The organism is Streptomyces sp. JLYT201, from assembly GCF_059448825.1.
The window spans coordinates 3,123,070-3,144,829 of sequence record NZ_CM182551.1; the positions used below are offsets into that span (position 1 = coordinate 3,123,070).

A 21,760-nucleotide genomic window follows, 5' to 3' on the forward strand; every position below is an offset into this window, starting at 1 on the left:
CGCCCGGTCTCGCGGCGCCCGGGCCCGTGCCGGCTTATCGGTCCCCGAAGATCGTGCGGTGCCAGTCCTTCCTGGCCACCGCGGTGTTGTCGAACATGACGTGCTTGATCTGCGTGTACTCCTCGAAGGAGTAGGCGGACATGTCCTTGCCGTAGCCGGAGGCCTTGTAGCCGCCGTGGGGCATCTCGCTGAGGATCGGGATGTGGTCGTTCACCCAGACGCACCCGGCCTTGATCTCGCGGGTGGCGCGGCCCGCGCGGAACACGTCGTGGGTCCAGGCGGACGCGGCGAGCCCGTACGGCGTGTCGTTGGCGAGCCGGATGCCCTCGTCGTCGCTGTCGAAGGGCAGCACGACGAGCACGGGCCCGAAGATCTCCGCCTGGACGGCCTCGCTGTCCTGCGCGGCCCCGGTGATCAGCGTGGGCCGGTAGTAGGCGCCGGGGTGCTCGGGCGCCTCGCCGCCGGTGACCACGCGCGCGTAGCCGCGGGCCCGCTGGACGAAGCCGGCGACGCGGTCGCGGTGGGCGTGCGAGATCAGCGGGCCCAGGTCGGTGGACGGGTCGCAGGGGTCGCCGAGCCGCACGGTCGCCATCAGGTCGGCGACCCCGGCGACGAAGGCGTCGTACAGCGGCCGCTGGACGTAGGCGCGGGTGGCGGCCGTGCAGTCCTGGCCGGTGTTGATCAGGGCGCCCGCGACGGCGCCGTGCACGGCGGACTCCAGGTCGGCGTCGTCGAACACGACGAAGGGCGCCTTGCCGCCGAGCTCCAGGTGCAGGCGCTTGACGGTGGCGGTGGCGACCTCCGCGACCCGCTTGCCGACGCCCGTGGAGCCGGTGAAGGAGGTCATGGCCACGTCCGGGTGGCCCACGAGGTGCTCACCGGCGTCGCGGCCCGCGCCCGCGACCACGTTGACGACCCCGTCCGGGATCCCGGCGGCCGTCGCCGCCCGCGCGAACATCAGCGAGGTGAGCGGCGTCAGCTCGGAGGGCTTGAGGACGATGGTGTTCCCGGCGGCGATGGCGGGGAGCACCTTCCAGGCGGCCATCTGGAGGGGGTAGTTCCAGGGCGCGATGGACCCCACCACGCCGATGGCCTCGCGGCGCACGTAGGAGGTGTGGTCGCCGCCGTCGTACTCCCCCGCGGACTGGCCCTGGAGGTGGCGGGCCGCGCCCGCGAAGAAGGCGGTGTTGTCGACGGTGCCCGGGACGTCGAACTCGCGGCTCAGCTTGATCGGCTTGCCGCACTGGAGGGTCTCCGCGCGGGCGAGGTCCTCGGCGCGGGCGGACAGCTCGGCGGCGAAGCGGTGCATCGCGTCGGAGCGCTCGCCGGGGCTCGCGCCCGCCCAGCCGGGGAACGCGGCGCGCGCGGCGGCCACGGCCGCGTCCACGTCCTTGGCGCCCGCCAGCTCGTAGCCGAGCACCTCCTCGCCGGTGGCCGGGTCCACGACCGCGTGGTGAGTTCCCGAGGTGCCGTGGGTGAGCCGCCCCGCGATGTACTGCGCGCCGTCCGCGAAGTGCTCCCGTGCCGGAAAGAACTCATCGCGCGCCTGGAATGTGTGCATGCCGCTCTCCTCCGCCGCCCGGCCCCGAAGAGGGAGCGGCGTAGTTCCAGATCGATTTGAGTGCCGATCCTGACAGAGGGTCGATAGTCCAACAAGTGATTCCGTAGTTGCCTTTTGGTTAAGCGACGGAATCTGTCGACCAGGTGTCGAGTCACCCCGGAAAAGGCCGGACGGAATGTCCGTGGCGCGTGCCAGGGTGGCGTGCATGAGCGAGAACACGGGGGCGGACACGCGGTCCGGCGGGCCTGCGGCCACGCGTACCGGCACGGACGACATCCGGTCGGTGGCCGACCTGACCGCCGCGCTGCGGGCAGGGCGGCGGGTGAAGTACGTGCACTTCTGGGGGCACACCCCGCGCCGCGACGGCACCCTCGGCGCGAGCTGCTTCAGCCAGTGGTGGCCCTCGCCCTTCACCGCCGACGGGGTCGTGTACGCGACGGCGGAGCACTGGATGATGGCCGCCAAGGCCCGTCTGTTCGGCGACGCGGAGGCCGAGCGCGCGGCGCTCACCGCCCGGACGCCCGCCGAGGCGAAGCGGGCGGGCCGGCTCGTGCGCGGCTTCGACCGGGCCGTGTGGGAGCGGGAGCGGTTCGCCGTCGTGGCCGAGGGCAGCGAGCGGAAGTTCGCCTCCGACGCCGCCCTGCGGGCCTATCTGGTCGGCACCGGCGACCGCGTCCTGGTGGAGGCCAGCCCCGTCGACCCCGTCTGGGGCATCGGCCTGGCCGCCGACGACCCCCGGGCCGACGACCCGGCCGCCTGGCGCGGCCTGAACCTCTTGGGCTTCGCCCTGATGACGGCGAGAGAGCGCCTGCGCTGACACCACCGGCCCTGCCCGCTGTGGGCAGGGCCCCGGGTGCCGCCCCGCCGGGAAACCGGGGCCGGGCCGCGGCCCCGTACGGGCGAGGGCCTGTTTACGATGAGCCGGACCTCACGCGGGTCGCCCGATCAGCCGATCAACCTTGTTCCGGGGAGGAACCATGACCGAGACCACCGCATCCCGAGCTGGAAGCTTCATCGCAGGTCTGCCCAAGGCGGAGCTGCACGTCCACCACGTCGGCTCGGCCTCCCCCCGGATCGTCTCCGCGCTCGCCGCCCGCCACCCCGACTCCAAGGTGCCGACGGACCCCGAGGCCCTCGTCGACTACTTCACGTTCACGGACTTCGCGCACTTCGTCGAGGTGTACCTGTCCGTCGTCGACCTCATCCGCACCCCCGAGGACGTCCACCTCCTCACCTACGAGGTGGCCCGCGAGCTCGCCCGGCAGAACGTGCGCTACGCCGAGCTGACGATCACCCCGTACTCCTCCACCCGCCGCGGCATCGACGAGCGCGCCTTCATGGCCGCCATCGAGGAGGCCCGCAAGACGGCCGAGGCGGAGCTGAACGTCGTCCTGCGCTGGTGCTTCGACATCCCCGGCGAGGCGGGCCTCGTCGCGGCCGAGGAGACCGTGCGCCTCGCCACCACCGACGGCATCCGCCCCGAGGGCCTGGTCTCCTTCGGCCTCGGCGGCCCGGAGATCGGCGTGCCCCGCCCGCAGTTCAAGCCGTACTTCGACCGGGCCATCGCCGCGGGCCTGCGCTCCGTGCCGCACGCGGGCGAGACCACGGGCCCCGAGACGGTCTGGGACGCCCTGACGCAGCTGCGTGCCGAGCGCATCGGCCACGGCACCAGCTCCGCCCGCGACCCCGAGCTCCTCGCGCACCTCGCGGAGCACCGGATCCCGCTGGAGGTCTGCCCGACGTCGAACATAGCGACGCGCGCGGTCACCACGCTCGACGAGCACCCCCTGAAGCAGTTCGTGGACGCCGGGGTCATCGTGACGATCAACTCCGACGACCCGCCGATGTTCGGCACGGACCTCAACAACGAGTACGGCGTCGCCGCCCGCCTGCTCGACCTCGACGAGCGCGGCATCGCGGCCCTCGCGAAGAACGCCGTGGAGGTGTCCTTCCTCGACGAGGCGGGCAAGCGCCGCATCAGCGAGGAGATCGACGCGTACACCGAGACGTGGCTGTCGCGCTGATCCCCGCACCCCCCGGGCCACAATGAACCCATGCGCACCCTGACTGCCGTGGCCCACCGAGGCGATCCCTACCGCGTCCGCGAGAACACCCTGCCGTCCCTGCGGTCGGCACTCGACCGCGGCGCGGACGCGGTGGAGATCGACGTGCGCCTGACCGCCGACGGCGTCCCCGTGCTGCTGCACGACGCCTCCCTCGACCGGCTGTGGGAGCACGACCGGCCCCTGGCCGCGCTCTCCGCCGCCGAGGTCCGGGGCATCACCGGGGGCGGCGTACCCACGCTGGAGGAGGCGCTCAAGGAGACCGCGGGGCACCGCGTCCTCGTGGACCTCCCCGACCCGGCGCCGGACACGGTCCGCAGGGTCGTCGGCGTCATCGGCGAGTGCGGCGCGGCGGAGCGCGTGTACTACTGCGCCGGGCCCGCCGCCATGCTCGCCGTGCGGGCCGCGGACCCGGCGGCGGAGATCTCGCTGACGTGGAAGTCGCTCGCGCCGCCGCGCCCCGCCCTGCTCGCCGCCCTCACGCCGCGCTGGCTCAACTACCGCTTCGGCCTGGTGAGTCGGGAACTCGTCGACCACGTCCACGGGCAGGGTTACCTGGTCTCCGCCTGGACTGCCGACACCCGTCGCACCCTGCGTAAGCTCGTGTCCCACGGAGTGGACTCGATCACCACGAACCGCATGGACGCGCTCGCCACCGTGCTGGGGCGGCGGAGCCAGGGGACGGGGAAGGAACCGCAGGCGTGACGGCAGACAGCACCGGCAGGATCCGCACGGACATCGCGCACAACGCCCGGGTGTGGAACTACTGGCTGGGCGGCAAGGACAACTACCAGGTGGACCGGGCGGTCGGCGAGCAGGTCACCGAGATGTTCCCCGGCATCGGTGAAGTGGCCCGCGCGGACCGGGCGTTCCTCGGCCGGGCGGTCACCCACCTCGTGGGCGACCGGGGCATCCGCCAGCTCCTCGACATCGGCACCGGCCTGCCCACCGGCGAGAACACCCACGAGGTCGCGCAGCGCCTGGCCCCGGACGCGCGCATCGTGTACGTCGACAACGACCCGATCGTGCTGACCCACGCCCAGGCGCTGCTCACCAGCTCGCCCGAGGGCGTGACCACGTACGTCGACCAGGACGCCCGCAACGCGCGCGAGATCGTGGAGGCCGCGGCGGCCACGCTCGACCTGACCCGGCCGATCGCCGTGCTGCTGCTCGGCATCCTCAACTTCGTCCCGGACACCGGCGACACCTGCCGGATCGTACGGACCCTCATGGACGCGGTGCCGTCGGGCAGCTACCTCGTCGTGACCCACCCCACCCTGGACGCCGACGTCGGCGGGGCGGACAACGAGGCCGCGATGGACTTCTGGAACAAGAACGCCACGCCGCCGATCACCGGCCGCACCCGTGCCGAGTTCCAGGCCTACTTCGAGGGCCTCGACCTCCTCGAACCAGGCATCGTGCCCTGCTCCCGCTGGCGCTGCCCCGAGGCCCCCACGGTCCCCCAGTACGGCGCGGTGGCCCGCAAGCCGTAGCCCGCGCCCCGCCTGCCGGGGAGCCGGGCCCGACGGGAACGCCCGGCGGGGCGCCTACGCGTTGGTGCCGCCGTCCACCGTGAAGTCCGCGCCCGTGATCGAGCGGCCCCCCGGTCCCACCAGGTGCGCCACCGTGGCGGCGATGTCGTCGGCCTCCGCGTAGCGGCCGAGGGCGGACAGGCCGCGCTGGAAGTCGGCGCTCTGGCCGTCGGCCGGGTTCATGTCGGTGTCCGTGGCACCGGGGTTGACGAGGTTGACGGTGATCCCGCGCGGGCCGAGCTCGCGGGCGAGGGCCTTGGTGAAGCCGATCAGGGCGGACTTGCTCATGGAGTACAGGACGATGCCGGGGAACGGCACGCGGCCCACGAGGTTGCTGCCGATGCTCACGATGCGCCCGCCCTCCGGCAGGTGCGCGAGCGCGGCCTGGGCGCCGAGGAAGGCCGCGCGGGCGTGGATCGCCAGGGTGCGGTCCAGCTCGTCGAGGGAGACCTCCTCGATCGGCCCGCTCGGGAACACGCCCGCGTTGTTCACGAGGATGTCGAGGCGGCCGAGCTCGCGCGCGGCCCGCTCCACCGCCCCGGTGACCGCCGCCGCGTCCGCCGCGTCGGCCTGGACGGCCACCGCCCGCCGCCCGAGCGCCTCCACCTCGGCGACGACGGCTTCGGCCTTCGCCTTCCCCGCGGGGCTCACATAGGTGAACGCCACGTCGGCGCCGTCTTGCGCGAGCCGCTTGACGATCGCCGCCCCGATGCCCCGGCTGCCGCCCGTGACCAGCGCGGCCTTGCCCTGGAGGTCCGTCATTTACTGCCCCACATCCGTCGTGCGCGAGGGCGGCCCCCGCGGTCGCGTACCGCCCGCCGATTTCTGTGTCGATCGGCACAGAAACTTTCACACGCGCGTTCCACCACGTCAAGACCTATATTTGTCAGTCACTACAGAAATGAGGTGGGGAGCGTGGCGGGACGCGGACGGCCCCGGGGCTTCGACCGGGAGACGGCCCTGCGCCGGGCCATGGAGGTGTTCTGGGAGCACGGGTACGAGGCGACGTCGATGACCGACCTCACCTCGGCCATGGGCATCGCCTCGCCCAGCCTGTACGCCGCGTTCGGCTCCAAGGAGCGGCTGTTCCAGGAGGCGGTGGCGCTGTACAGCACCACCGAGGGCTCGGCCATGACGCGCGCGTTCGCCGAGGTCCCCACCGCGCGGGGCGCCGTCGAGGCGGTCCTGCGCGAGAACGCGCGCGCGTACACCGACCGGGACCGGCCGACCGGCTGCATGATCGTGCTTGCCGCCACCAACTGCTCACCGGCGAACGCGCCGGTGCGCGACCACCTGGCGGCCTGGCGCCGCTCGGGCGCCGAGATGATGGCCGAGCGCCTGCGCCGCGGCGTCGAGGAGGGCGAACTCCCCGCCGCCACCGACACCGAGGCCGTGGCGGCCTTCTACACCACGGTCGTCCAGGGCATGTCCGTCCAGGCCCGCGACGGCGCGTCCCGCGCGACCCTGGACAAGACGGTGGACCGGGCGATGGCGGCCTGGGACGCGGTGCTCGCGCCCGGCGCGTAGCCCGCGCGGCCGCGCGGCGCGGGGCCTACAGCCCCACGCCTACAGCCCCACGAGGGAGTTCCACCGGCGGGCGAACTCCGTGCGTTCGGCGGACGTGATGTCCCGGGCGATCGCGAGGCGCGCGCGCATCGCGTCGTCGGGGAAGACCAGGGGGTCCTCGGCGAGGGCGGCCAGCTCCTTGTCCGTGGAGGAGGCGAGGACGTCGCGGGCGGCGGGCACGGGGCAGACGTAGTTGACCCAGGCGGCGAGCGAGGCGGCGACCTCGGGGTCGTAGTAGTGGTCGATCAGGCGCTCGGCGTTGCCCTTGTGGCGGGCGAGGTTGGGGATCATCAGGGACTCGGCCCACAGCTCGGCGCCCTCCTCGGGGACGACGAACGCGATGTCGGGGTCGTCGGCCTGGAGCTGGATGACGTCGCCGCTGTAGGCCTGGCAGGCGAGGACGTCGCCGGAGGCGAGGTCCTTGATGTAGTCGTTGCCGGTGAAGCGGCGGATGTGGTGGCCGCGCACGCGCTTCTCCAGGCGGTCGCACATGCGGTGGAAGTCGTCCCCGGTCCACTTCCCGATGTCGACGCCGTCGCCCTGCATCAGCAGCGCGAACGCCTCGTCGAGCCCGGACAGGAGCGTCACCCGGCCCTTCAGGTCGTCGGCCCACAGGTCCGACACCTGCCGGATCTCGCGGCCGAGCCGCCGCTTGTTGTACGCGATGCCGGTGATGCCGGACTGCCAGGGCACGGAGTACCTGCGCCCCTCGTCGAAGTGCGGCGTGCGCAGGATCGGGTCGAGGTGCTCGGCCACGTTGGGCTGCCGGGAGCGGTCCATCTCCTGCACCCAGCCCAGGCGCACGAAGCGCGCGCACATCCAGTCGCTGATGACGACGAGGTCCCTGCCGGTCTCCTGATGGTTCATCAGGGAGGGGCTGATCTTGCCGAAGAACTCGTCGTTGTCGTTGATCTCCTCGGTGTAGCGGACGTCGATGCCGGTCCGCTTCTCGAAGGCGTCGAGGGTGGGGCGCCTGGTCTTGTCCTCGTCGTCGGTGTCGATGTACAGCGGCCAGTTGGCGAACGTCAGCTTCTTCTCCCGGCCGGAGAGGTCCTTCGCGGCGCGGTCCGAGGCCTCGACGTACGCGGCGGGCACCCCGCAGCCCGCGAGGGCGCCGAGGACCCCGGCCGCGCCGATGCCCTTGAGGAACGTACGACGTGCGGCAACTGTCATGTCCCCACCCTCACTTCACGCACGCGGGGCGGGCAATGGACAAGGTGTCCACCGCCCGCCCCGAAGACGACTCAGAACGTCAGCCCCGCGCGGGGCCCCGACGTCAGTCGAGCGACGTCATGACGTGCTTGATGCGGGTGTAGTCGTCGAAGCCGTAGGCGGAGAGGTCCTTGCCGTAGCCGGACTTCTTGAAGCCGCCGTGCGGCATCTCGGCGACCAGCGGGATGTGCGTGTTGATCCAGACGCAGCCGAAGTCGAGGACCTTGGACATGCGCATCGCGCGGGCGTGGTCCTTGGTCCACACCGAGGAGGCCAGGGCGTACTCCACGCCGTTGGCGTAGGCGACGGCCTGGGCCTCGTCCGTGAAGGACTGGACGGTGATGACCGGGCCGAAGACCTCCTTCTGGATGATCTCGTCGTCCTGCTTGAGCCCGGAGACGACGGTCGGCGCGTAGAAGTAGCCCTTCTCGCCGACCCGGTGGCCGCCCGCCTCGACCTTGGCGTGCGCGGGCAGCCGGTCGATGAAGCCGGAGACCTGCGCCAGCTGGTTCGCGTTGTTCAGCGGGCCGTACAGCACGTCCTCGTCGTCGGGCAGGCCGGTCTTGGTGTCGGCGGCGGCCTTGGCGAGGGCGGTGACGAACTCGTCGTGAATGGACTCGTGGACGAGCACCCGGGTCGCGGCCGTACAGTCCTGGCCCGCGTTGAAGAAGCCCGCCACCGAGATGTCCTCGACGGCCTTGGCCAGGTCGGTGTCCTCGAAGACCACGACGGGCGCCTTGCCGCCGAGCTCCAGGTGGACGCGCTTGAGGTCCTTGGCGGCCGACTCGGCCACCTGCATGCCCGCGCGCACCGAGCCGGTGATGGAGGCCATCGCCGGGGTCGGGTGCTCGACCATCATGCGGCCGGTGTCGCGGTCGCCCGTGACCACGTTGAACACGCCGGGCGGCACGACGGAGCCGATGATCTCGGCCATCAGGACGGTCGACGCCGGGGTGGTGTCCGACGGCTTGAGGACGACCGTGTTGCCCGCGGCGAGCGCCGGGGCGAACTTCCACACGGCCATCATCATCGGGTAGTTCCACGGCGCGACCTGCGCGCAGACGCCGACCGGCTCGCGCCGGACGATGGAGGTCAGGCCCTCCATGTACTCACCGGCGGCGCGGCCCTCCAGCATCCGGGCCGCGCCCGCGAAGAAGCGGATCTGGTCGACCATCGGCGGGATCTCTTCGGAGCGGGTGAGGCCGATCGGCTTGCCCGTGTTCTCGACCTCGGCGGCGATGAGTTCCTCGGCGCGCTCCTCGAAGGCGTCCGCGATCTTCAGCAGCGCCTTCTGCCGCTCGGCGGGCACGAGGTCGCGCCAGGCCGGGAAGGCGTCGGCGGCGGCCTTCATCGCCGCGTCGACGTCGGCCTGGCCGGACAGCGGCGCCAGGGCGTACGCCTCACCGGTCGCCGGGTTGATCACCTCGGTGGTCCGTCCGTCGGCCGCGTCCCGGAATTCTCCGTTGATGTAGTTGCGCAGACGGCGCAGCTCGGTGCTCACTTCCGGCCCTCCAGTCAGTGTCCAGTGGATGAGACACCCACCCTAGTCCGTACACCGACGCTTTCAACATACCCAGCAGCCCAGGACTGCGAAATCCGCAAGCAGGGAGTCCATTGGCAACGAATTTCATTGATCCGCCCTTGCGTAACTGACGAGACCTCGTGCACAGTGAAGTCGTGGCCAGTCGAAGCACAGACCCCAGCAGCCCTCGCGAGGGGGCGACCACCCGCCCCGCCACCGGCGGCGGCCGCGGCCAGAGCGGATCGCCCTCGGTCGACGCCGTCTCCCTGGCGATCATCGAACAGCTCCAGGAGGACGGCCGCAGGCCGTACGCCGCCATCGGCAAGGCCGTCGGCCTGTCCGAGGCGGCCGTGCGCCAGCGCGTCCAGAAGCTCCTGGACCAGGGCGTGATGCAGATCGTCGCCGTGACGGACCCGCTCACCGTGGGCTTCCGCCGCCAGGCGATGGTCGGGATCGACGTGGAGGGCGACGTGGACCCGGTCGCCGACGCCGTCGCCGCCATGCCGGAGGCGGAGTACGTGGTGATGACCGCGGGCTCGCACGACCTGCTCGTGGAGATCGTCTGCGAGGACGACGACCACCTCCTCGACGTCATCAACAAGCGGATCCGCGCGCTCCCCGGCGTGCGCTCGACCGAGAGCTTCGTCTACCTCAAGCTGAAGAAGCAGACCTACATGTGGGGAACCCGATAGCCGTGAGCAAGGACCTCAGCAAGACCGCGTACGACCACCTGTGGATGCACTTCACGCGCATGTCGTCGTACGAGAACACGCCCGTGCCCACCATCGTGCGCGGCGAGGGCACCTACATCTACGACGACCAGGGCAAGAAGTACCTCGACGGTCTCGCGGGCCTGTTCGTGGTCCAGGCCGGTCACGGCCGCCGTGAGCTGGCCGAGGTCGCCGCCAGGCAGGCGGCCGACCTCGCCTTCTTCCCCATCTGGTCGTACGCCCACCCGAGCGCCGTCGAACTGGCCGAGCGCCTGGCCCACTACGCCCCGGGCGACCTGAACAAGGTCTTCTTCACCACCGGCGGCGGCGAGGCCGTCGAGACCGCCTGGAAGCTGGCGAAGCAGTACCACAAGCTCACCGGCAACCACACGAAGTACAAGGTCATCTCGCGCGCGGTCGCCTACCACGGCACCCCGCAGGGCGCCCTGTCCATCACCGGTCTGCCGGCCCTGAAGGCCCCCTTCGAGCCGCTGGTCCCGGGCGCGCACAAGGTGCCGAACACCAACATCTACCGCGCGCCGATCCACGGTGACGACCCGGAGGCCTTCGGCCGCTGGGCCGCCGACCAGATCGAGCAGGAGATCCTCTTCGAGGGCCCCGAGACCGTCGCCGCGGTCTTCCTGGAGCCGGTGCAGAACGCGGGCGGCTGCTTCCCGCCCCCGCCCGGCTACTTCCAGCGCGTGCGCGAGATCTGCGACAAGTACGACGTGCTCCTTGTCTCCGACGAGGTCATCTGCGCCTTCGGCCGCCTCGGCACGATGTTCGCCTGCGACAAGTTCGGCTACGTGCCGGACATCATCACCTGCGCCAAGGGCATGACCTCGGGCTACTCCCCGATCGGCGCGGCCATCGTCTCCGACCGCATCGCCGAGCCGTTCTACAAGGGCGACAACACCTTCCTGCACGGCTACACCTTCGGCGGCCACCCGGTCTCCGCGGCCGTCGGCCTCGCCAACCTCGACCTCTTCGAGCGCGAGGGCCTCAACCAGCACGTGCTCGACAACGAGGGCGCGTTCCTGAGCACCCTCCAGAAGCTGCACGACCTGCCGATCGTCGGCGACGTCCGCGGCAACGGCTTCTTCTACGGCATCGAGCTGGTCAAGGACAAGGCCACCAAGGAGTCCTTCACGGACGAGGAGTCCGAGCGCGTGCTCTACGGCTTCGTCTCCAAGAAGCTCTTCGAGTACGGCCTGTACTGCCGCGCCGACGACCGCGGTGACCCCGTCATCCAGCTGTCGCCGCCGCTGATCTCGGACCAGTCCACCTTCGACGAGATCGAGGGCATCGTCCGGCAGGTCCTGACGGAGGCCTGGACCAAGATCTGACCCGGCACGACACCGGCCCGGGCGCACCCATCCGAGTGAGATGGGTGCGCCCGGGCCGCGTCCTTGTCCGGGGTCCCGCCGGCAATACCTAGCGTGCCCAGTGACCGATCGGCCCAGCCTTCGTTCCCCCGTACGGGGGAGGCAATCTGATCTGAACCGAGGTGTACGCCCATGGTGGCCCCGCCGGACAACGACGTGCTGTGGGCTCGTGCCCTGCACGTCACGCTCAACGGCACTCCCGCACTCACCGGCGTCTCGCTCGGTGTCCGCGAGGGCGAGATCCTCGCCGTCGGCGGCCCGCGCGGCAGCGGCAAGACGACGCTCCTGCGCTGTCTGTCCGGCCAACTGCCGCCGCAGCGGGGCGAGGTCTGGTTCAACTCCACACCCGTGCACACCATGGGCCCGCTGGTCCGAGAGCGGCTGCGCCGTGACCGGTTCGGCTGGATCGACCCCGAGCCCTCGCTCGTCCCCGAGCTGACCGGCTGGGAGAACGCCGCGCTCGCGCTGCTCCTGCGCGGCGCCCCGCACCGCACCGCCAAGCGCGCGGCCCTGGAGTGGCTGGAGCGCCTCGACGTGGGCGACTGCGCCCGCAAGCGGCCGCACGCCCTCACCCGCGCCGAGTGCCAACGCGTGGCCGTCGCCCGCGCCCTCGCCGCGGCCCCCGCCGTCCTCTTCGCGGACGAGCCCACCGCGCCGCTGCACAGCACCGACCGCGCGCACGTCCTGCGCACCCTGACGACGGCCGCCCGCTCGCACGGCATCACCGTCGTCCTCGCCACCCACGACGCGGGGGTCGCCGCCCTCGCCGACCGCACGGTGGCCCTCCTCGACGGCAGACGCGTGCACACCGTGCACCTGCCCGGCGACGGGCACGCGTCCGCCGCCTCGGCCGACGGGGCTGGGGCCGCACGCGGGGCCGTGGACGGGGTCGCACACGGGGCCGGGGCCGCGCGCGGGGCCGCCGACGGGCCGGGCGGGTCCGGCGGGCCGGGTGCCCCGGGCGGATCGGCCGCCGCGGGCGGGACCGGAGCCGCCGACCGGCCCGGGGCCGCCGCCGGCGGGCCGGGGGGCTCCGGGCGGCCCGGCGGGTCCGACACGGAAGGCCGGGCCGCGTGCTCGCTCTCCGTCTAGCGCGCGGCGCCCACCCCCTGGTCCTGCTGCGCCGCCTGCTCGTCGCCGCCGCGGCGGCCGGGACCGGATTCCTGCTCCTGTGCGCCCTCGGCTACGCCCTGGGCCACCCCGGCTCCGGTGGCGCCGCGGCGCGCCTGGCCTGGTGCGCGCTGCCGCTCGCCGCCACCGGGTACTTCGCCGTCGCCGTGGCCCGCAGCGACCCCGGCACCAAGCCGCGCCCCGGGCTGTCCTCGGTCGGCCTCGGCCCCGGGCGGCTGATGGTCATCTCGGCCATGACCACGGCGGTGGCCTGCACCCTCGGGTCCATGGTGGCGCTGCTGTTCTTCCTGCACCTGCGCGGCGACCTCACCGGCCTGCCGTTCGACGGCGCCGCCGCCGAACTCCTCGCCGCCGACCGGCCGTTGCCGCTCGCCGCCGCGCTCACCCTGCTCGCCCTCGCCCCGCTCGGCGCGTCCTGCGCGGTGGCGCTCACGCTGCGGCCGCGGCGCACGAAGCCCGGCGCGCAGCCGCCCGACCCCGACGCGCCGCCCCCGGCGCCGGGCGGCCTGCCGTGGGGCGTGGCCCTGCTCGCGGCCGGGCTCGCCGTCGAGACGTACGCGAGCGGCGCCGACGCGGCACCGGGCCTGCGCATGCCCGGCGGCATCGACGGCAGCCCGGCCGGGGTGCTCACCGGGTGGGCGCTCACCGCGATCGGCCTCGCGCTCGCCGGGCCCGGCCTCACCCACCTGTGCGGACGCGTGCTCCAGGCGGTGCGGCCCGGGGCGCTCCGGCTGCTCGCGGGGCGCGTCCTGATGCGGGAGGCGCGGCGGATCGGCCAGCCCCTCGGCGTGGTGTGCGCGGTGGCGTCGGGCGCGTACGCGCTCACCACCCTGCACGCGGCGGGCGGCCGCGCGGACTTCGGCCCGCTCACCACTCTCGGCGGGCTGCTGGTCGCGGGCTGCACGGTACTCACCCTGGCCCTCGCGGCGGCCGAGGCCCGCCGCGCCCGCGCCTCGACCCAGGCGGCGCTGGTCCGCCTCGGGGCGCCCGCGGCCCTGCTCCGGGGCTCCGCGGCCCTGCGCACGGGCGTGCTGGCGGCCGCGTTCGGCCCCCTGACCTGGCTGGTGGCTCAGCTGTCGGCGATGCCGCTGGCGGCTTGAGGCACGGCTCGGGACACCCCGCCGCTGTGGTGAAGGGGTCGGGAAGGGGCGGATCCGGGGCTCTCCCGCGAGGCCCCGCCCCTACCCATTCGAAAAAACTTCCGCACCACCGATGAGTTCTCGCCCGGCCCTCCGTCTACCCCTCCGTAAGGCACACCGCACCCACGCACCACACCCGAGCGGGAGACACCTCATGTACCAGCAGATGATCTTCGTGAACCTGGCCGTGTCCGACGTCGACGCCTCCAAGAAGTTCTTCACGGAGCTCGGCTACACGATCAACCCCCAGTTCACGTCGGACGACTGCGCCTGCGTGGTGATCAGCGACACCATCGTCGCGATGCTGCTCGGCACGGCGCGCTACCAGGACTTCACCACCAAGGAGATCGCGGACTCCACCAAGACCAGCGAGGTCCTGCTCTGTCTGAGCGCCGAGAGCCGCGCCGCCGTCGACGAGGTGGTCGACAAGGCCGTCGCGGCGGGCGGCACCGCGGGCCGCACCCAGGACTACGGAACCATGTACGGCCGCAGCTTCGACGACCTCGACGGCCACACCTGGGAGATCATGTGGATGGACCCGGCCCAGGTCGAGGGCTGAGCCCACCGTCCCCGCCGCCGGGTGCCTAGCATGGGCGGATGCTCCCCTCCGCAGCATCCGCCCCGCACCCCGGCGACCGCGAGATCGAGACGCTCGCCGCGTTCGACGAGGTCGTCGCGGCACGCGGCTCACTGGCCGGATACCGCGTCCAGGCAGTCGATCTGACGGACCGTACGGACGCGTTGCTGACCGTGGACACCACGGACACCGTCTTCCTGGGCTGCCCCATGCACGAGGACGCGGCGGCGCGGGTCCGCGCCGGTGGCGCCCTGGTCTTCCCGCCCGTGCCGGGGCTGCCCTTCGACCCCTACCTCGCCCGCCTCTACACCCCGGGCGACCTGTTCGCGGGCCTCGCCGACGGCGGGTACGACGCGACGCCGGACGCCCGCGCGTACGCCTGGTTCCAGCGGACCAAGGCCGACGGCGACGTCTTCGCCTCGATGCTGCGGGCGGTCCACGACGACTCCGTCTCCGACGCGCTCGACGAGCTCCTGCACGGCGCCCGGGTCGTGGGCGTCATGGGCGGCCACGCGATGGCCCGCGGCACGGACGCGTACGCGGGCGCGGCCCGGCTCGGCCGCTCCCTCGCGCGGGCCGGTCTCACGGTGGCGACGGGCGGCGGGCCCGGCGCGATGGAGGCGGCGAACCTCGGCGCGTACGCCGCCCCGTACGACGACACCATGCTCGACGAAGCCTTCGAAATCCTCGCCAAGGCGCCGTCGTTCACTCCGTCGGTGACCGAGTGGGCGAAGGCAGCGTTCGCCGTGCGCGAGCGGTGGCCGGACGGCGGGGCGTCCGTCTCCGTCCCGACCTGGTTCTACGGCCACGAGCCGCCGAACGCGTTCGCCGCGCACGTCGCGAAGTACTTCGCCAACGCCACGCGCGAGGACGGGCTGCTCGCCCGCTCGAACGCGGGCGTCGTCTTCCTGCCCGGCGCGGCCGGCACGGTCCAGGAGATCTTCGACAACGCCACCCCCAACTACTACGAGTCCCGGGGCGAGCCCACCCCCATGGTCCTGGTCGACCGCCCCCACTGGACCACCCGCCTCCCGGCCTGGCCCCTCCTCCAGGCCTTGGCGAAGAACCGCCCGATGGCGGGACGGATCGCGCTGGTGGCCGACGCGGAAGAGGCGGCGGACGTATTGTCGTCGCTGGCCCGCTGACGCGGGCGCAGTTGGCGTACCCGCTGTGGGCAATCGTCCCGTAGGGCGAGTGGGGTCTCCCCTGCTCGAGCGAAGCCGAGAGCTTGGGGAAGGGTGGGCACAGCCCCCGGTGCCGCCCAGCCGTTCAACAGGGCCCCAGCACAGCCGAGGCTCAGCCGAACGACGCCTTCGCCAGCCAGAACTCCAGCAACCCCCGGTCCCCAAGCACCTCGACCCGCCCGGAGTTCAGCCCCCGCCGCCGATAGAACGCGAGCAACACCTCGGTCAACGGCCCCCGCAACACCACATCCGCCTCAGCACACCCGCGAACCCACGCCACCCCATCCGGCCCCAGCGTGACGGTCCACTCGGCCCCCAGCTCGGGCCCCGCGTCCACCGCGCGCAGCCCCAGCGTCCGCCCCTCGCCCACCAGCTCCGCGGCCCGCGGATCCGCCTTCGCCAGCTGCACGAACCGCACGATGTCCAGCCACTCGTCGACGGCGTCGGCGGCCACGTCGGGCGCCAGTTCGTACGGGGCGCCCACGGCGATCGCCGCGTCCGCCCGGTGGATCGCCACCTCGTGCGTCATGCGCCGCGCCCAGAACCCGGCGGTGGCCTCTCCCGCCCAGGACCACACCGGCGTATCGGCCTCGGCGCCCCGCAGCGTCGCGTCGAACATCTGCGCCGACTCGGCCAGCCACGCGTCGAGCGCGGCCGCGCCTCCGCCCTCGGGGCCTTCGAAACCGGGCACCTGCGCGTCGGGGATGTTCTCCGTCGCCCGGGTCCGCACGTGCAGCTCGACCCAGCGCACGGCACCGCCCGTGTGCCGTACGAGCCGGTCGAGGGTCCAGTCGGGGCAGGTGGGGACGGTCACCGACAGATCGGCGCCGTCCAGCGTCGCCCGTAGGCTCTCCAGCTGGGCGGCGACCTGGTCGCGGTAACGCTCGTACGGAAGGCGGGCCATGGGCCGAGCCTAGGCCGTCGCCCCCCGCCGCAGCACGACGATTTCCTCCACCGCGAAGCGCACGCCCACGCGCGCGCCCGGCTCCGGCGCGTCGCGCAGTCCGCACGCGGCCTCCAGCCGGGGCGCGCCCTCGCCGCCGACCGGCTCCAGGCGCACGGCGACGTGCGTGCCCCGGAACGTCCGCCCCGTCACCACGCACGCGAGCCCCTCGTCGGCCCCCACGAGCCGCACTCCGGCGGGGCGTACGAGCAGGCGGCAGGGGCCGTCCGCCGTGCCGTCCGGCACCGGTACCTTGCCCCACACGGTCGCGGCGGCCGGTCCTGTGACCGTCGCGTCGACCACGTTGTCGAAGCCGAGGAAGCGCGCCACGAACTCGTCGGCGGGCCTGCGCCACACCTCAAGAGGCGTACCGGACTGCGCGATCCGGCCGTCCCGCATCACCACGACCCGGTCGGCGAGCGCGAACGCCTCGCCCTGGTCGTGCGTGACCGCGAGCACCGTCGTCCCCAACTCCTTGAACAGCTCCCGGAGTTCGGCGACCAGGCGCTCCCGCAGCGAGCGGTCGAGCTGGCCGAGCGGCTCGTCGAGCATCAGCAGGTGCGGCCGGGGCGCGAGCGCCCGCGCGAGCGCGACCCGCTGCTGCTCACCACCCGACAGCGAGGCGACCGCCCGCTTCTGCGCCCCCGGCAGGCCCACCAGATCGAGGAGTTCCGCCACCCGCAGCGCCTGCTCGGCGCGCGGCACGCCGCGCATGCGCAGGCCGAAGGCCACGTTGCCCGCCACGTCGCGCTGCGGGAAGAGCTGGTGGTCCTGGAACATCAGGCCGACGCCCCGTTTGTGCGCGGGCACCCCGGTCTGGTCGCGGCCGCCGAGCACGACCCGCCCGGAGTCGAGCGCCTGGAGCCCGGCGACCGCCCGCAGCAGGGTGGACTTGCCGCTGCCGCTGGGCCCGAGCACGCACACGATCTCGTGCTCGGCGACGTCGAGGTCGACCGCGTCGAGCGCGGTGTGCGGGGTGCGCGCGGCCCGCGCGCCGAAGCGCACGGTGGCCTCGTCGAGCCGCAGCAGCGCGCCCGGCGCGCCCCCCGCGGAGGCCGTGGCGGTCATCAGAACTCTCCCGTCGTACGGTCCGTGCGCAGCCGCTCGAGGAGCAGGAGCGACACCGCGCACACCACCATGAGAATCGTCGAAAGGGCCATCGCCTGCCCGTAGTTGAGGTCGCCGGGGCGACCGAACAGGGTGGCCACCGCGACCGGCAGGGTCGGGTTGTCCGGCCGCGCGATGAACACCGTCGCGCCGAACTCGCCGAGCGACACCGCGAAGGCGAACCCGGCCGCGATGAGCAGCGCCCGGCGCACCAGCGGCAGGTCGACCTCCCGCCAGGCCCGCAGCGGCGAGGCCCCGAGCACGGCCGCCGCCTCGCGCAGCCGCTCGTCCACGGCGCGCAGCACGGGCAGCATCGTACGGACCACGAACGGCACGCCCACCAGGGCCTGGGCGAGCGGCACCAGGAACCAGGACGCCCGCAGGTCGAGCGGCGGCTCGTCCAGGGCGATGAGGAAGCCGAAGCCGACCGTCACGGCGGACACGCCGAGCGGCAGCATCAGGAGCGCGTCGAAGCCGCGCACGAGGCGGCCCGCGCGCCGGGTCAGCGCGGTGGCCGCGAGCCCGCCGACGACCAGGGCGATGACGGTGGCCACGGCCGCGTACGTCAGGGAGTTCCCGATCGCCTCGACGGGCGGCACCAGGAAGGCCCCGCCCTCCGTCGAGGTCAGCTGCCGGTAGTACGCGAAGCCGTACCCCTGCGGACCGTCGAGGGACCGCTGCACCAGGACGCCGAGCGGCAGCACGACGAGCACGGCCACGGTGAGCAGGACGAAGCCGAGCAGCCCCCACTGCCCGGCCCCGCGCGGCCTGCGCGCCGTCGTCGCGGCGTCGACGAGGCGGAGCGTGCTCTCGCGCCGGCGCACGGTCCAGGCGTGCACGGCCAGGACCCCGCCCACCGCCGCGAACTGCACGAGGGTGAGGACGGCGGCCGTCGGCAGGTCGAGCAGGTTGGCCGTCTGCCGGTAGATCTCCACTTCGAGCGTCGCGTACGTGGGTCCGCCGAGGATCTGTACGACGCCGAAGGACGTGAACGTGAACAGGAAGACCATCAGCGCTGCGGCCGCCACGGCGGGCGCGAGCGCGGGGAGCGTCACCGTGCGCCACGCGCGCGTGCGCGAGGCCCCGAGCATCCGCGCGGCCTCCTCCTGGCGCGGGTCGAGCTGGGCCCACAGGCCGCCGACGGTGCGCACGACCACGGCGTAGTTGAAGAAGACGTGGGCGAGCAGGATCGCCCACACCGTGGTGTCCAGACGGACGCCCCACAGCTCGTCGAGGAGCCCGCCGCGCCCGATCAGCGCGAGGAAGGCGGTGCCCACGACGACGGTCGGCAGCACGAACGGCACGGTGACGACCGCCCGCAGCACCTGTTTGCCGGGGAAGTCGAAGCGCGCGAAGACATACGCGCCGGGGAGCGCGAACAGCAGGGTGAGCGCCGTCGACGCGAGCGCCTGCCAGGTGGTGAACCACAGCACGTGCTGGATGTCGGACTGCCCGAGCACGTCCGCGATCCGCCCGAACTGCCAGGCGCCGTCCACCTTCAGGCCGCGCACGACGATCGCGGCCACCGGATAGGCGAAGAAGACGGCGAAGAACACGACGGGCAGGGCCATGAGCCCGAGCCTCGCCGCGCCTCCCCGCGACGGCCGCCGGCCCGTGCGGGCCGGGGCCTTCGCTACTTCAGTACGAGCGAGGTCCACGACTTGACCCACGGCTCACGGTTGTCGGCGATCTTCTTGGGGGCCATGGTCCCGGGCTCGGCGACCTCGACGCCGAACTCCTGGAAGAGCTTCGGCACCCGCGCGCCCTCCCGTACGGGGTTCACGAACATCTGCAGCGGCATGTCGTCCTGGAACTCCTTGCCGGACAGGAAGTCGAGCAGGGCCTTGCCGCCCTTGGCGTTCTTGGCGTTGCTGAGCAGGCCCGCGTACTCGATCTGCCGGAAGCAGGTGCCGGTCGCGACACCGGTCGGGGCCTGCTTCGGCTGCGGCTTGGCGTACAGGACCTCGACGGGCGGCGAGGAGGCGTACGACACGACGAGCGGCCGGTCGCCCTTGGCCTTGCGGCCGCCCGCGGAGCCGGAGAACTCCTGGTTGTAGGCCTGGTCCCAGCCGTCGACGACCTTGACGCCGTTGTCCTTGAGCTTCTTCCAGTAGCCCCGCCAGCCGTCGTCGCCGTACGCGGCCGCGGTGCCGAGCAGGAAGCCGAGGCCGGGCGAGGACGTGGAGGCGTTCTCGGTGACCAGGAGGTTCTTGTACGCGGGCTTGACCAGGTCGGCGAAGGTCTTCGGCGGCGCGAGCTCCTTGTCGGCGAAGTACTTCTTGTCGTAGTTCACGCAGATGTCGCCGCTGTCGACGGGCGTCACGCGGCGCTCGCCCTTCGCGAGCCGGTACTCCGGCTTGACCAGGCCCGCGTCCTTGGCCTCGTACGGCTGGAAGAGACCGTTGTCGAGGGCGCGCGAGAGGAGGGTGTTGTCGACGCCGAAGAAGACGTCGCCCTGGGGGTTGCCCTTGGTGAGGATCGCCTTGTTGACGGCCTGGCCGGCGTCGCCGTCCTTGAGGACCCGGACCTTGTACCCGGAGCGCTTCTCGAAGTCCTTCAGGACGTCCTTGGAGACGTTGAAGGAGCCGTGGCTGACCAGGGTGACGTCCTTGGACCCCTGCGAGGAGCCGCCGGAGTCGCCGCCGGAGCCGCACGCGGAGACGGCGACGAGCCCGAGGCCCACCGCGACCGCGGTGAGCGTGGCCTTCTTGGTGGTGCTCACGTGAGTTCATTCCTCCTGGAGTGACCAGGAGAAGACGCGGCCCTGCCCGCGGACCGGGCGGTTCGCGGGCAGGGCGCAACAGCTTGAGTGGTGACCGAACTTCCTACCCGGAATGACCCGGGCGAGGTTCAGAGGGTCTGCGGCCGGCCTGTGTCAGGTGCCGCACTCTCAGCGCTGTGGCGCTCCCCTGTCGGAATATGCAGATGTTCCGGCCAGCGTACCGCGCTAGCGTTCGGCTGCCGCGAGCTGTCCACAGGCGCCGTCGATCTCCTGACCTCGGGTGTCGCGGATGGTCACGGGGACGCCGTGGGCGGCGATGGCCTCGACGAAGGCCTTCTCGTCCTCGGGGCGCGAGGCCGTCCACTTCGAGCCCGGCGTGGGGTTCAGCGGGATCAGGTTGACGTGCACCGGCTTGCCCTTGAGGAGGCGGCCGAGGCGGTCACCGCGCCAGGCGTGGTCGTTGATGTCGCGGATCAGGGCGTACTCGATGGAGAGCCGCCGCCCGGACTTCGCCGCGTACTCCCAGCCGGCGTCCAGGACCTCGCGGACCTTCCACCGGGTGTTCACCGGCACGAGGGTGTCGCGCAGCTCGTCGTCGGGCGCGTGCAGGGAGATCGCCAGGCGGCACTTGAAGCCCTCGTCGGCGAACCGGTGGATGGCCGGCACCAGGCCGACCGTCGAGACGGTGATGCCGCGCTGGGACAGGCCCACGCCGTCGGGCTCGGGGTCGGTGAGGCGGCGGATCGCGCCGACCACCCGGTTGTAGTTGGCCAGGGGCTCGCCCATGCCCATGAAGACGATGTTGCTCAGCCGCGCGGGGCCGCCCGGGATCTCGCCGTCGCGCAGGGCCCGCATGCCGTCCACGATCTGGTGCACGATCTCGGCCGTGGACAGGTTCCGGTCGAGGCCGGCCTGGCCCGTGGCGCAGAACGGGCAGTTCATGCCGCAGCCCGCCTGGGAGCTGATGCACATCGTCACCCGGTCGGGGTACCGCATGAGCACGGACTCGACGAGCGTGCCGTCGAAGAGGCGCCACAGCGTCTTGCGCGTGGTGTCGTCGTCACAGCTGATGTGCCGCACGACGCTCATCAGCTCGGGAAGCAGCGCCTCCTGGAGCTTGCCGCGGGCCCCGGCCGGGATGTCCGTCCACTGCTCGGGGTCGTGCGCGTACCGCGCGAAGTAGTGCTGCGAGAGCTGCTTGGCGCGGAACGGCTTCTCGCCGATGGCGGCGACGGCCTCCTTGCGCTCGGCAGGCGTGAGGTCGGCGAGATGCCGCGGCGGCTTCTTGGCTCCGCGCGGCGCGACGAAGGTCAGCTCTCCAGGTGCGGGCGGGGTCACGAGCGGCTACTCCTCACTACGGCGAGGCCGATGACCTCCGCTGGCGCGGAGAGGCCGGGCGCATGATG

19 protein-coding genes and 1 pseudogene are annotated in these 21,760 nt (G+C 72.7%); 11 read left to right on the forward strand and 9 right to left on the reverse strand.

The window, feature by feature from the left end:
- Nucleotides 1-34: 34 nt before the first annotated feature.
- Nucleotides 35-1,561, reverse strand: coding sequence for a gamma-aminobutyraldehyde dehydrogenase (locus tag AC5WAM_RS12255; RefSeq protein WP_495522607.1), 1,527 nt, complete (start codon nt 1,559-1,561; stop codon nt 35-37).
- A 205-nt stretch (nt 1,562-1,766) separates the two neighbouring features.
- Between AC5WAM_RS12255 and ybiA the strand changes: the two genes are divergently transcribed.
- From ybiA to AC5WAM_RS12275, 4 genes are all read left to right on the forward strand, one after another.
- Nucleotides 1,767-2,378: a riboflavin biosynthesis intermediates N-glycosidase gene (gene ybiA, locus AC5WAM_RS12260; protein ID WP_495522608.1), complete on the forward strand. Its 612-nt coding sequence runs from the start codon at nt 1,767-1,769 to the stop codon at nt 2,376-2,378.
- Nucleotides 2,379-2,538: 160 nt separating this feature from the next.
- Nucleotides 2,539-3,585: an adenosine deaminase gene (locus AC5WAM_RS12265; protein WP_366792637.1), complete on the forward strand. Its 1,047-nt coding sequence runs from the start codon at nt 2,539-2,541 to the stop codon at nt 3,583-3,585.
- 30 nt (nt 3,586-3,615) lie between these two features.
- Nucleotides 3,616-4,329: a glycerophosphodiester phosphodiesterase gene (locus AC5WAM_RS12270; RefSeq protein WP_366792636.1), complete on the forward strand. Its 714-nt coding sequence runs from the start codon at nt 3,616-3,618 to the stop codon at nt 4,327-4,329.
- Nucleotides 4,326-5,117 (forward strand): SAM-dependent methyltransferase, encoded by a 792-nt coding sequence (locus AC5WAM_RS12275; protein ID WP_366792634.1) that lies wholly within the window; start codon nt 4,326-4,328, stop codon nt 5,115-5,117. The genes AC5WAM_RS12270 and AC5WAM_RS12275 overlap by 4 nt, the downstream gene beginning before the upstream one ends.
- Before the next feature lie 54 nt (nt 5,118-5,171).
- On the opposite strand, the gene AC5WAM_RS12280 is transcribed toward AC5WAM_RS12275, so the two are convergent.
- Entirely contained in the window at nt 5,172-5,918 is a 747-nt protein-coding gene (locus tag AC5WAM_RS12280; protein WP_366792633.1) for an SDR family NAD(P)-dependent oxidoreductase, read from the reverse strand.
- 153 nt (nt 5,919-6,071) lie between these two features.
- On the opposite strand from AC5WAM_RS12280, the gene AC5WAM_RS12285 reads away from it, so the two are divergent.
- A complete protein-coding gene (locus AC5WAM_RS12285; RefSeq protein ID WP_495522609.1) occupies nt 6,072-6,683 on the forward strand; it encodes a TetR/AcrR family transcriptional regulator in 612 nt (203 codons plus the stop codon).
- 39 nt (nt 6,684-6,722) lie between these two features.
- Here the strand turns inward: AC5WAM_RS12285 and AC5WAM_RS12290 are convergent, their stop codons facing one another.
- Entirely contained in the window at nt 6,723-7,895 is a 1,173-nt protein-coding gene (locus AC5WAM_RS12290) for an ABC transporter substrate-binding protein (protein ID WP_495522610.1), read from the reverse strand.
- 103 nt (nt 7,896-7,998) lie between these two features.
- On the reverse strand, nt 7,999-9,435 hold the full coding sequence (locus AC5WAM_RS12295; RefSeq protein WP_366792628.1) for a gamma-aminobutyraldehyde dehydrogenase: 1,437 nt from the start codon (nt 9,433-9,435) through the stop codon (nt 7,999-8,001).
- Nucleotides 9,436-9,611: 176 nt separating this feature from the next.
- Between AC5WAM_RS12295 and AC5WAM_RS12300 the strand changes: the two genes are divergently transcribed.
- The 6 genes and pseudogenes from AC5WAM_RS12300 to AC5WAM_RS12325 all read left to right on the forward strand — a co-directional run bounded on the left by AC5WAM_RS12300 (nt 9,612) and on the right by AC5WAM_RS12325 (nt 15,543).
- Entirely contained in the window at nt 9,612-10,148 is a 537-nt protein-coding gene (locus tag AC5WAM_RS12300) for an Lrp/AsnC family transcriptional regulator (protein WP_495522611.1), read from the forward strand.
- Nucleotides 10,133-11,512 (forward strand): aspartate aminotransferase family protein, encoded by a 1,380-nt coding sequence (locus tag AC5WAM_RS12305; protein WP_138962090.1) that lies wholly within the window; start codon nt 10,133-10,135, stop codon nt 11,510-11,512. The genes AC5WAM_RS12300 and AC5WAM_RS12305 overlap by 16 nt, the downstream gene beginning before the upstream one ends.
- Before the next feature lie 171 nt (nt 11,513-11,683).
- Nucleotides 11,684-12,379 (forward strand): annotated as a pseudogene (locus AC5WAM_RS12310) (ABC transporter ATP-binding protein); the annotation flags it as partial.
- Between the two features lie 245 nt (nt 12,380-12,624).
- Entirely contained in the window at nt 12,625-13,782 is a 1,158-nt protein-coding gene (locus tag AC5WAM_RS12315; RefSeq protein ID WP_495522612.1) for a hypothetical protein, read from the forward strand.
- Nucleotides 13,783-13,975: 193 nt separating this feature from the next.
- A complete protein-coding gene (locus tag AC5WAM_RS12320) occupies nt 13,976-14,380 on the forward strand; it encodes a VOC family protein (RefSeq protein ID WP_495522613.1) in 405 nt (134 codons plus the stop codon).
- Between the two features lie 38 nt (nt 14,381-14,418).
- Nucleotides 14,419-15,543, forward strand: coding sequence for an LOG family protein (locus AC5WAM_RS12325; RefSeq protein WP_495522614.1), 1,125 nt, complete (start codon nt 14,419-14,421; stop codon nt 15,541-15,543).
- 151 nt (nt 15,544-15,694) lie between these two features.
- Here AC5WAM_RS12325 and AC5WAM_RS12330 read toward each other — a convergent pair whose 3' ends face one another.
- The 5 genes from AC5WAM_RS12330 to rlmN form a co-directional block, all read right to left on the reverse strand.
- On the reverse strand, nt 15,695-16,486 hold the full coding sequence (locus tag AC5WAM_RS12330; protein WP_495522615.1) for a maleylpyruvate isomerase family mycothiol-dependent enzyme: 792 nt from the start codon (nt 16,484-16,486) through the stop codon (nt 15,695-15,697).
- A gap of 9 nt (nt 16,487-16,495) precedes the next feature.
- Complete coding sequence (locus AC5WAM_RS12335) at nt 16,496-17,593, reverse strand: ABC transporter ATP-binding protein (protein WP_495522616.1); 1,098 nt, start codon at nt 17,591-17,593, stop codon at nt 16,496-16,498.
- A complete protein-coding gene (locus AC5WAM_RS12340) occupies nt 17,593-19,290 on the reverse strand; it encodes an ABC transporter permease (RefSeq protein ID WP_495523571.1) in 1,698 nt (565 codons plus the stop codon). Before AC5WAM_RS12340 ends, AC5WAM_RS12335 begins: the two co-directional genes overlap by 1 nt.
- Entirely contained in the window at nt 19,266-20,354 is a 1,089-nt protein-coding gene (locus tag AC5WAM_RS12345; protein ID WP_495522617.1) for a thiamine ABC transporter substrate-binding protein, read from the reverse strand. The genes AC5WAM_RS12340 and AC5WAM_RS12345 overlap by 25 nt, the downstream gene beginning before the upstream one ends.
- Before the next feature lie 225 nt (nt 20,355-20,579).
- Complete coding sequence (rlmN, locus tag AC5WAM_RS12350; protein WP_366792615.1) at nt 20,580-21,692, reverse strand: dual-specificity RNA methyltransferase RlmN; 1,113 nt, start codon at nt 21,690-21,692, stop codon at nt 20,580-20,582.
- Nucleotides 21,693-21,760 lie beyond the last annotated feature (68 nt).

What these genes read in the sequence shown, in the direction of transcription:
- AC5WAM_RS12255 (WP_495522607.1), bottom strand. Translation starts at nt 1,561, where the DNA reads ATGCACACATTCCAGGCGCGCGATGAGTTCTTTCCGGCACGGGAGCAC.
- ybiA (WP_495522608.1), top strand. Translation starts at nt 1,767, where the DNA reads ATGAGCGAGAACACGGGGGCGGACACGCGGTCCGGCGGGCCTGCGGCC.
- AC5WAM_RS12265 (WP_366792637.1), top strand. Translation starts at nt 2,539, where the DNA reads ATGACCGAGACCACCGCATCCCGAGCTGGAAGCTTCATCGCAGGTCTG.
- AC5WAM_RS12270 (WP_366792636.1), top strand. Translation starts at nt 3,616, where the DNA reads ATGCGCACCCTGACTGCCGTGGCCCACCGAGGCGATCCCTACCGCGTC.
- AC5WAM_RS12280 (WP_366792633.1), bottom strand. Translation starts at nt 5,918, where the DNA reads ATGACGGACCTCCAGGGCAAGGCCGCGCTGGTCACGGGCGGCAGCCGG.
- AC5WAM_RS12290 (WP_495522610.1), bottom strand. Translation starts at nt 7,895, where the DNA reads ATGACAGTTGCCGCACGTCGTACGTTCCTCAAGGGCATCGGCGCGGCC.
- AC5WAM_RS12320 (WP_495522613.1), top strand. Translation starts at nt 13,976, where the DNA reads ATGTACCAGCAGATGATCTTCGTGAACCTGGCCGTGTCCGACGTCGAC.
- AC5WAM_RS12325 (WP_495522614.1), top strand. Translation starts at nt 14,419, where the DNA reads ATGCTCCCCTCCGCAGCATCCGCCCCGCACCCCGGCGACCGCGAGATC.
- AC5WAM_RS12330 (WP_495522615.1), bottom strand. Translation starts at nt 16,486, where the DNA reads ATGGCCCGCCTTCCGTACGAGCGTTACCGCGACCAGGTCGCCGCCCAG.
- AC5WAM_RS12335 (WP_495522616.1), bottom strand. Translation starts at nt 17,593, where the DNA reads ATGACCGCCACGGCCTCCGCGGGGGGCGCGCCGGGCGCGCTGCTGCGG.